Here is a 9,245-nt window from a genome sequence, read left to right on the forward strand (position 1 = left end):
TCATGTCGCTAAGTTCATTTAACCGCCGCTGGGCGTCCGTTATTCTTGAAGCCGTCAGACGTCACGGCGTCAAACATGTCTGTATTGCGCCGGGTTCCCGTTCCACTCCGCTAACTTTGTCTGCGGCAGAAAATCCGGGTTTTACTCTGCACACGCATTTTGATGAACGCGGACTCGGACATCTTGCGCTCGGCCTTGCCAAAGCCGGCAAAGATCCGGTCGCTGTCATTGTTACCTCCGGCACCGCGGTCGCAAACTTGTACCCGGCTCTTATTGAAGCCGGGCTCACCGGAGAAAAACTCGTCCTGTTAACCGCGGATCGCCCGCAGGAATTGATTGACTGCGGCGCAAATCAGGCTATCCGACAGATAGGAATATTTGCGTCGCACCCGGCTCGTTCTCTTTTTCTTCCGAGCCCGACTGAGCGGATTTCAGCTCGATGGCTCGTCTCTTCCATTGATGACGCGATGGGAACGCTGCATGCGGGAGCTGTACACATCAATTGCCCGTTTGCGGAGCCCCTTTACGGAGAAATGGACGACACCGGTCTTAGCTGGCAGCAAAGCCTCGGAGATTGGTGGACCGATGACAAGCCTTGGCTTCAGGAAGCTACTCCGATCGAAGTTTTCAAGGAGCGTGACTGGCCGCTCATTCGTCAGCAACGCGGCGTGGTCATCGCCGGCCGCATGAACGCAAAAGACGGTGTAAAGGCGGCGCAGTGGGCACAGACTCTTGGCTGGCCCTTGATTGGCGATGTGCTCTCTCAAACGGGCCAGCCCCTGCCTTGCGCAGACCTTTGGCTCAGCAACCCAAAAGCCGTAGAAGAACTCAACCAAGCCGAAATTGTGATTCAGCTCGGAAGCGGACTCACCGGAAAACGCCTGCTGCAGTGGCAGACTAAATGCGCGCCGAAAGAATATTGGATCGTTGATCCAAACTGCGGCAGACTTGATCCTGCACAGCATCGGGGGCGCCGAATCATCGCAGATATCAGCCGCTGGCTGGATCTGCATGAGGCTGAACCCGGAGCGCCTTGGTATAAAGAATGCGCCCAATTATCCAAAGAAACCGCAAAAAATGTGGAATCAAAGTGCGTCGGTTTCGGAGAAGCTCAGCTTGCGCACCGAATCGGCAAATATCTGCCAGAAAACGGACAGTTCTTTGTTGGCAACAGCCTTATCGTGCGGCTCATTGACGCGCTTGGGCAGCTCCCCGCCGGATATCCGGTGTACAGCAATCGCGGCGCAAGCGGCATCGACGGCTTGATTTCCACTGCGGCTGGCGTTCAGCTCGCCACGGGCAAGCCGACGCTTTCGATCGTCGGTGATCTCTCCGCGCTCTATGACGTAAACTCTTTGGCGCTGCTGCGGCACGCAACCGCACCGTTTGTTCAGATCATCGTGAACAACAACGGCGGACAGATATTCTCGCTTCTTCCAACGCCTCAGGCAGAAAGAACCCGCTTTTATCAAATGCCGCAGGATGCGGATTTCGCGCACGCTGCCGGCATGTTCTCTCTTAGATACTGCGCCCCTAAATGCCGGGAAGATTTAGAAACCGAGCTCGCTGAAGCTTGGAAAATTCCGGCCGCAACAGTTATAGAACTTAAAGTCAATGAAACCGAAGGCGCTCAGATGCTGAGAAGCCTTCTTAAAGAAGTCAGCCGCTTATGATTCTCAGCGCTCAGATTAAAGAGGGACAGTCGGGTCGACCCTGGCTTGTCTTTCTGCACGGTTTCTCGGGAGACCGTCGCGAATGGCAGCCGATCGGAGCGTCTTTTTGCGAACATCCGCAAATGTATATCGATCTGCCGGGCCATGGCGGTTCTTCAGGAATACACGTGAACGGGTTTGAGGACACCGCCCTGCTCATACGTCAGACTTTGGCGCACTATGGTGTGCGGGAATTTTTTCTCATCGGATATTCTCTTGGCGGGCGCATCGCGATGTTTACTGCCTGCAAAGGATTGGTTGGTCTTAAAGGACTAATTGTAGAAGGCGGCCACCCCGGCCTGCAGGACCAAGAAGCAAAAGAGCAGCGGCGCCTATCCGACCAAGCTTGGGCTAAGCGGTTCCGTTCGGAGCCCCTGCCGAAAGTTTTTACCGACTGGTACCAACAGCCGGTTTTCAGCACTCTGACTCAAAAAGAGCGAAGCGCGCTTATCGCTTTGAGAAGCCGCAATAACGGAGAAACTTTAGCAGCGATGCTTGAATCCACATCGTTATCAGCTCAGCCGGATCTGCGGCAGGAGCTGAAAAACAGAACTTTCGCCTTCCATTACCTTTGCGGCGAGAAAGACGCAAAGTTCCGAGCGCTTGCTAAAGAGCTCTGTTCTGATGTCAGAGTCATCGAGAACGCAGGACACAATGCTCATCGAGAAAATCCCGAAGCCGTCGCAGAAGCGCTTGCCGACATTCTTCGTTCGTAACGGACCGCTCATCATGAATTCTCCAAAAACAAATCGTACAGCGCACGTTTATAAATGGCAGATACCTATAGATGTGGGTGTTGCACTGCGCGCCAAACGAATCAGCTGCCGAGAGGGCCTTTATATTGAGCTTCGGTCTGAAGATCGCTGCGGATGGGGAGAAATCAGTCCGCTTCCCGGATTCAGCGCCGAATCCCTTGAAGAGGCTCAGGACGCTCTGCTTTGCTGGACAAAGCTGTGGCTGAGCGGCGAAGAAGAACTGCCGAAGCTCCCATCTGCGGCTTTCGGAATCAGCTGTGCGCTCGCAGAACTCAACGGCACGCTTCCCATGAAAGCAGACTACCGTACGGTTCCGCTTGGAGGCTGCGAGACAGAAAAGCTGGTTGACAAACTTGCCGGCGCCAAAGGAGAAAAAACCGCGAAAGTCAAAGTCGGTTTCTCTGGCGCCGCCAATGACGGGATCACTGTCGATACAGTACTTCACGCTGTTTCGGACGTACGCCTGAGACTTGACGCCAATCGATCATGGACGCTTAGTCAGGCGCTTGACTTCGCTCAGAACATACGGCCGCATTATCGGGAGCGAATCGCCTTTATAGAAGAGCCTTGTCAGAGCCGGGAAGAATCGCGCATCTTCGCGAGACAGACCGGGATTGCGATTGCCTGGGACGAAAGCCTGCGTGAGTCGGACTTTACATTCGATTCGAGCGATATCGCCAAAGCGGTCGTCATCAAGCCGACTCTGACCGGCAGTTTAGAAAAAATTAAAAGTCAGGCCGAAGCCGCCCGAAGGCTTGGCATGACGGCTGTGATCAGCTCTTCACTCGAATCGAGTCTCGGACTCACTCAACTCGCCCGCATCGCAGCGTGGCTCACGCCAAATACTATCCCCGGGCTCGACACGCTTAACCTTATGCGGTACCAGCAGATTCGTCCGTGGCCGCAAAGCACTCTTGAATTAGTTCCCGCAGAATCGCTGCAGCGGCTGATTTAAAGACAGAAAGCAAAACCGCCGTTCTTCGCATTCAGCGGAGCAAACGGCGGCAGTCAACAGCCGGAAGAAACCCGGCTGTCAAAATTTACGGCGTTATTTACTGATCAGAATCTTTGTAATCTTGTCGTCCATTGTGTCCAGGGAGCCGGTAATCGAGTTGCTGAGATCTTTATTTGCGTTCGAGATTTGATCCTGAGTGTCTTTAAAAGCGCTCAGAATCTTATTCTGGTTCTCTGTCAGACGCTGCTCTGTCTGAGCCAGTACATCTCTCTGCTCCTGAGTCCATTTCTGCCACTTAGCCTCGAAATCCGCTTTAACGTCGGAAAGACGGGAGTCTTCACTGTCGGAAGCGAGTTTGCGCTGAGATTCCAGCTCTTTTGTGAGTCTGCGCATGGTCGCAAAAGCTCCGGTCTGCTGTGCAAACAGACAATAGAGAACGATTAGGAACAAAATCGCAAACCAGAACAGTAGCATCAGCGTCAAAGGAGCCTTCGCTGTAGTGACTATTAAATCGACATCAACCGGTGCGTTCACTGCGGTCCAATTGAGAAAAGTGAATCCGGCACCAAGCAGAAATACAACGAGCAGAACGATATAACGCATGTGAAATCCTTCAGATCAGTTATCTATTTGTAACTAGTCTAATCCATTCCTCAACGGCACATGTAAACGCGATGCCTAAATGAGTGCAATAATTAAAAAAGATTTTTTGGAGAAATATAGATGAAAACTGATTCGCGTTTTCCTAAGCTTCACATCGTCGATCATCCTTTGGTCACCCACAAACTCAGCACGATGCGTGAAAAGAAAACTCCTTCTAATTCTTTCCGCCAGCTTCTGAGAGAACTTACTTATTTAATCGGCTACGAAGTCACACGCAACCTGCCGATGGAAGTCCGTACGATTGATACACCGCTCGGAAAATGCAAGGCGAGTTTCCTTGCCGGGAAAAAGCTGGTCATTGTTCCGATTCTGCGTGCCGGTCTCGGCATGTCTGACGGTCTCCTTGATTTAATGCCTTCCGCACGCGTCGGCCACATCGGCCTCTATCGCGGTCCCGATCATATGCCGGTTGAATACTTGGTTAAGCTGCCGTCCAAACTGGACAAGCGTCAGATTATTCTTTGCGACCCGATGCTCGCGACAGGCAACTCCGCTGTCGCTGCGGTTGACACACTGCTCAAACGCGGTGTCTGCCCGGAAGACATTAAATTTGTCGCCTTAGTTGCCGCACCTGAAGGTGTTGAAACCTTCCAGAAGGCACATCCGGAAATTGAGGTTTTTGTGGCCTCTCTTGATGAAAAATTAAATAAGAACGCCTACATTGTTCCGGGCTTAGGCGATGCAGGCGATAGAATCTTTGGCACCAAATAAGTGCATAAATATTAATTTCTAGGTAAAAACCCTTAATTTAAGAACGAATTAATGGTTTTATTTTGTCTTTTATCAGTTTTAGGCAAAAATTTAGGCGACTTTTAACGTGCTCTGGCGCATGATACGTTCAGTCGTTGAGACAATAATTTCACCCAAATATTAAGGTTTATCATGTCCGATGAATTTAAAGACGTATCTCACCTCTACAAGGTGACACCTTCTGCTAAGACCGTGATTGACGGCGAAGACTTAGTAGAAACAAAACAGAAATCTAAGGCTTATGCCTGGTGCGACGTTCTCCAGTCTGTCACAGGTCTTATCCTTGGTCTGTTCCTGTTCTGCCACATGGCTTTCACCAGCTCCATCCTGCTGGGCAAAGACACCTTCTGGTCTCTGGTTTCTTTCACCGGCGGCTACTTCATTGACGGTGTTGACCACCTCTGGATGCACGTTGTATTCGTAGGATTCATTTTCATCCTCGTTATCATTCACGCCATTCTGGCTCTTCGTAAGTTCCCGAGCAACTACAAAGCCTTCCGCATTATGCGCGGCCACTACAAGCTGCTCCGTCACACTGACACCACAATGTGGTGGGTTCAGTTCATCACCGGTGTGATCCTTACAGCTCTTGTTTTCCCGCATCTGCTTCCGATGCTCATGAACCCGGGCGCTATCGGCCCCTATGGCAGCGGTCTTGAGGTTTATCACTCCTGGCTGTGGGTCATCTTCCTGTTCCTCATCGTTACAGAACTTCACGGCATGATCGGTCTCTATCGTCTGTGCATGAAGTGGTGCGGCCCGTCCAACGCTACACGCAGCTTCCTGCGCAAGCTTCTCTACGTTGTCATCGTTCTCATGATCGCTATGGGCTCCTGCACAATCATGGGCTTCTACAACGCCGGCGAAGAAGCTTCCAAGCTTGATCCGGAAACACACTATGTTCCGGGCTGGCTCCAGACTCCTCAGACTCAGCCGTATCCGAGCTGGTGGCCTGACCGTCTGAAGAAATAATCAGATATAGGTTCATCTCCTATAGGGGCGTCGCAAGACGCCCTTTTCTTATGCCTGCTGTCTATCTTGTCTCACAAGCAACTAACCTACCTTCAAGCTAATGCTACGATCTACATCTCGAGACGACCTCAACCATCTCAAATCTGCTCACTAGTTTTCCTTCAAACAAAATAAAAGTGGACGGCAGTGACGGTACGAATTGAAAGGAGACGATTGCATCAAACAACGTTTTAGAACTTGTAGCTCTATCCATAACACAATCCGCTTTTCAATACTCCTTTACCACAAAAAATAATTTTCAAATGCTTATAAATGCACGCTTAAAAAACGCGTCGTACAGATGTTTGTGATTTCTTGCGATTCTAAGTAGGGCTTTGTTTTTTTAATTTATCCTGCCGTTTATTTTTTATCATTCAATAAGAAGCCAACCTCTTCTTTAGGTATTAATCCGTACTTATAACGATTACACCGGGATCGCATTTCCCCTTATATCCCTTACCCGGACAATTCACTAAAGCACATCCTGAGGGTTGTATTTATTTAAGTCCCTTCGATTCAGAATTTACCCATCGAGGAAAGAGTTAGGAGGCGTCCTATTTAATTTCAATTGCAGCAAGGAAGTTCAGCAGAAACCTTTCACATCAATGGAGTAAATAATGCTTAGAAGAAATTTATTTAAAACAGCAGCAACAGTCGCAGGATCAAGCTTGTTATCTACAGTCCCTGCAGCGCTCGCCATGGAAGCGGGGAAACGGCCTTTACAGGCAATCGCCTTGTGCGCCATCGAGCTTCCTCCGGAGGAGTTCGCTAGTCAGGCTAAAAAAGCCGGCTATGAAATGATGGGACTTAGAATTCATCCCATTGTTCCCGGAGCCCTTGCTCATGAATTTAAAGCCGGTACAAAAGAAATCAAAGCATTCAAACAGTACCTTGCTAATACGGGTATCACATTGCACGGCGTCGATGGGTTTGCCATCAACTCTGATACTAACCCTGCTGAATTCCACTCTGTGATGGACGCCTGTGCGGAGCTGGGTGTTAAAAATTTGACACTCTGCGGAGATGCCCCCAATAAAGAAAAGTTCGCTCGTGTTCTGCAGGATATGGCTGATTATGCTGCACCAAGAGGATTCAATATCGACGTTGAATTCATGATCTGGAGAACTGTAGGTACTTTGGAACAGGCTTATGAACTTGTGAAATTGGCCGACCGTAAAAACTGCACCATCGCTGTTGACGCTCTGCATCTTTATAGGTCAGGTGGTTCACACAACGATCTTGATAAAATTCCGCAGCAGTATTTAGGCGAAATTCATCTTTGCGACGCGGTTATCAATGGTCCGATTGACAAGAAGCTTGTTGCTGCACAGCGCGCCGGACAGCTTAAAGTCGAATCGACATCCGGAACCCCAAAAGGTTTTGAAGGAGTTGTAAGAGAAGCTCGCGAAGGCCGACTCATCCCCGGTGTTGGCGAACTTCCGCTGGTTGAATTCCTGCGCCATATGCCGGAAAGACCGATAGGTGTCGAAGTACCGTTACCTGGTTATCAGACACAAAGAGTATTCGACTTAACCTATAAATACAGTCAGGACCTGCTCCGGCAGCTTTAAAAGTTAGTCCTCATCTGGGATAGGTATTATGGAAAATAAGCCTCGCACAAAAACGGCGAGGCTTATTATTCTGCAAGCGACATAGCTGAAATTCTCTACGTAAAAGTCCTTTTTCTGCCATTGAAAAGAGCTGCCAATCAACCGACGGCAGCTCCCTTTCTTATTAGCTCAGGAAATTAAATTCCGTTCACTTTCTTAGCAATACCAACATACATGCCTAACGCAGTCTTCAAAGCGTTTTCGTCAATGTCGAATGTGCTCTGATGATGACCTGCGGCTCTGTCCGCACCACAAATGAAGAATGCGGCTTTACCGCCGTGCTGCTGGACTCTTCTGCCGAGAATCGAAATGTCTTCAGAGCCGCCAAAGTTTCCGTCGGGAATAATCTTCTCAACACCTTCAGTTTCTTTAGCAACTTCAGCAATAAGCTCGCTCAGCTCAGGATCGTTTGTAAAGTCAACAGCGGCACCCATCTGGGAAATTTCATAAGAAACGCCGAAACCCTTGGAAATGCCTTCCAAAATGTTCATAACCTGCTCGGACATATAGTCGTTGATCGAACTGGTTTCACCGCGAACTTCAAGCGCCATGTGGGCGGAGCTCGGAATCACGTTGCGGCCTTCGCCGGCACGAAGCGTACCGATGTTAATGCGAGTCATGCCGCCGCCGTGACGGGGAATACCAAGCATCTGAACAACGGCATTGCAGGCTGCAGCCAGTGCGTTATGGCCGGCATTCGGCTCTTTGCCTGCGTGAGCGGGCTGACCTTTGAATGTCACGTCATACTTGGAAGTGCAGAGCAGACCATACGGAGCGGCAACAATTTCACCGGAATCGGCCATGAACGAAATATGGCTTCCAAAGAAAAAGTCTGCATCATCAACAATACCGGAGGCGGCAACGGCTGAAGCGCCGCGAACGCCTTCTTCAGCAGGCTGGAAAACGAATTTAAATTTGCCTTTGAGCTGGTCCTTGTGGTCAGCAATCCAGTGAGCAAGCGTCAGGCCGATGGAAGCATGCGTATCGTGGCCGCAGGCATGCATATAACCGTCATGCTGGCTTCTGAAGCCTTCTTTATTCGGTTTGTGTGCGGGATCGTCCGTTTCACGAACGCATACACAGTCAATGTCAAAACGGAAGGCGGTCGTAGGACCTTCGCGGCCTGTGTCAAGCACACCGACGCAGCCGGTATAACCGCCCATTTCTTCAATCAGCTTGGGATCAGCGCCTCTTTCGAGCGCGTTCTTGATACCGAGATCAACCAGCTTCTGATTGCGGCCGAAAACCTGTTCAGGGTTAATTACCTTGGTTCCGACGAGAACTTCATAACCGTAAGCCTGGAGCTTCTTCACAATGTAGGAAGTTGTCCAAAACTCAGTCCAGCCTTCTTCGGGCCACTGGTGAAGTTCTCTGCGCTGCTCGATAAGCTGTGTGTTGTAATCGGTCATGGTGTAGGTATCTCCTCTATTCGTTGATGCGCAGCCGATATGAGTCAGATGCGCAGGTAAAATGCGCTTGCAGACGACTGATTTTTAATGGTTTTATCAAACCAATACGGGATGTCATAATAAATCATCCCTAATCACAGAAACGTCCGTAATTTGAACCCGCTGCGGCTCTTGCCGAAGCGTCGCATTGAAGGTTTATTCTATAAGCGGGATACCTATATTGCAATAAAAAATTAATACCAAAAGGCGCCCCACCCCGCGGGTGGGGGCGGGTTTTTTTAGTTTTAGCGGGGGGGGGTTTAAACAAGAAGAGCGGGGGGGGGGAAAACCCCCCAAAAACCTGTTGGGACCCCCCCCCGGGGGGGGGAAACCAACGGGGG

General features: G+C 50.1%; 8 protein-coding genes. 6 read left to right on the forward strand and 2 right to left on the reverse strand.

Features of this window, described 5'->3' with window-relative positions:
* Positions 1 to 2 precede the first annotated feature (2 nt).
* The 3 genes from menD to menC are packed head-to-tail and all read left to right on the forward strand — an operon-like array spanning position 3 to position 3,422.
* On the forward strand, positions 3 to 1,673 hold the full coding sequence (gene menD / locus E5987_RS07200; protein WP_160335425.1) for a 2-succinyl-5-enolpyruvyl-6-hydroxy-3-cyclohexene-1-carboxylic-acid synthase: 1,671 nt from the start codon (positions 3 to 5) through the stop codon (positions 1,671 to 1,673).
* Positions 1,670 to 2,428, forward strand: coding sequence for a 2-succinyl-6-hydroxy-2,4-cyclohexadiene-1-carboxylate synthase (gene menH, locus E5987_RS07205; RefSeq protein WP_160335426.1), 759 nt, complete (start codon positions 1,670 to 1,672; stop codon positions 2,426 to 2,428). The genes menD and menH overlap by 4 nt, the downstream gene beginning before the upstream one ends.
* Positions 2,367 to 3,422 carry an o-succinylbenzoate synthase gene (menC, locus tag E5987_RS07210; RefSeq protein ID WP_202074577.1) on the forward strand — a complete coding sequence of 352 codons (1,056 nt, stop codon included), beginning with the start codon at positions 2,367 to 2,369 and terminating at the stop codon, positions 3,420 to 3,422. Before menH ends, menC begins: the two co-directional genes overlap by 62 nt.
* A 93-nt stretch (positions 3,423 to 3,515) precedes the next feature.
* Here menC and E5987_RS07215 read toward each other — a convergent pair whose 3' ends face one another.
* On the reverse strand, positions 3,516 to 4,025 hold the full coding sequence (locus E5987_RS07215; RefSeq protein ID WP_160335427.1) for a LapA family protein: 510 nt from the start codon (positions 4,023 to 4,025) through the stop codon (positions 3,516 to 3,518).
* A gap of 120 nt (positions 4,026 to 4,145) precedes the next feature.
* On the opposite strand from E5987_RS07215, the gene upp reads away from it, so the two are divergent.
* From upp to E5987_RS07230, 3 genes are all read left to right on the forward strand, one after another.
* Complete coding sequence (upp, locus tag E5987_RS07220) at positions 4,146 to 4,796, forward strand: uracil phosphoribosyltransferase (RefSeq protein ID WP_160335428.1); 651 nt, start codon at positions 4,146 to 4,148, stop codon at positions 4,794 to 4,796.
* 171 nt (positions 4,797 to 4,967) lie between these two features.
* Positions 4,968 to 5,807 (forward strand): fumarate reductase cytochrome b subunit, encoded by an 840-nt coding sequence (locus tag E5987_RS07225; protein WP_160335429.1) that lies wholly within the window; start codon positions 4,968 to 4,970, stop codon positions 5,805 to 5,807.
* A 656-nt stretch (positions 5,808 to 6,463) separates the two neighbouring features.
* Entirely contained in the window at positions 6,464 to 7,417 is a 954-nt protein-coding gene (locus E5987_RS07230; RefSeq protein ID WP_160335430.1) for a sugar phosphate isomerase/epimerase family protein, read from the forward strand.
* 176 nt (positions 7,418 to 7,593) lie between these two features.
* Here E5987_RS07230 and E5987_RS07235 read toward each other — a convergent pair whose 3' ends face one another.
* On the reverse strand, positions 7,594 to 8,865 hold the full coding sequence (locus E5987_RS07235) for an amidohydrolase (RefSeq protein WP_160335431.1): 1,272 nt from the start codon (positions 8,863 to 8,865) through the stop codon (positions 7,594 to 7,596).
* Between the last annotated feature and the right edge of the window lie 380 nt (positions 8,866 to 9,245).

Origin of the sequence: Parasutterella muris, from assembly GCF_009767915.1 — a bacterium.
GTDB classification, from domain to species: Bacteria; Pseudomonadota; Gammaproteobacteria; order Burkholderiales; family Burkholderiaceae_F; genus Parasutterella; species Parasutterella muris.

Bases quoted from the DNA above. Each gene is read 5' to 3' on its own strand.
- E5987_RS07215 (WP_160335427.1), bottom strand. From the start codon at position 4,025: ATGCGTTATATCGTTCTGCTCGTTGTATTTCTGCTTGGTGCCGGATTC.
- E5987_RS07225 (WP_160335429.1), top strand. From the start codon at position 4,968: ATGTCCGATGAATTTAAAGACGTATCTCACCTCTACAAGGTGACACCT.
- menH (WP_160335426.1), top strand. From the start codon at position 1,670: ATGATTCTCAGCGCTCAGATTAAAGAGGGACAGTCGGGTCGACCCTGG.
- menC (WP_202074577.1), top strand. From the start codon at position 2,367: ATGCTCATCGAGAAAATCCCGAAGCCGTCGCAGAAGCGCTTGCCGACA.
- upp (WP_160335428.1), top strand. From the start codon at position 4,146: ATGAAAACTGATTCGCGTTTTCCTAAGCTTCACATCGTCGATCATCCT.
- E5987_RS07235 (WP_160335431.1), bottom strand. From the start codon at position 8,865: ATGACCGATTACAACACACAGCTTATCGAGCAGCGCAGAGAACTTCAC.
- menD (WP_160335425.1), top strand. From the start codon at position 3: ATGTCGCTAAGTTCATTTAACCGCCGCTGGGCGTCCGTTATTCTTGAA.
- E5987_RS07230 (WP_160335430.1), top strand. From the start codon at position 6,464: ATGCTTAGAAGAAATTTATTTAAAACAGCAGCAACAGTCGCAGGATCA.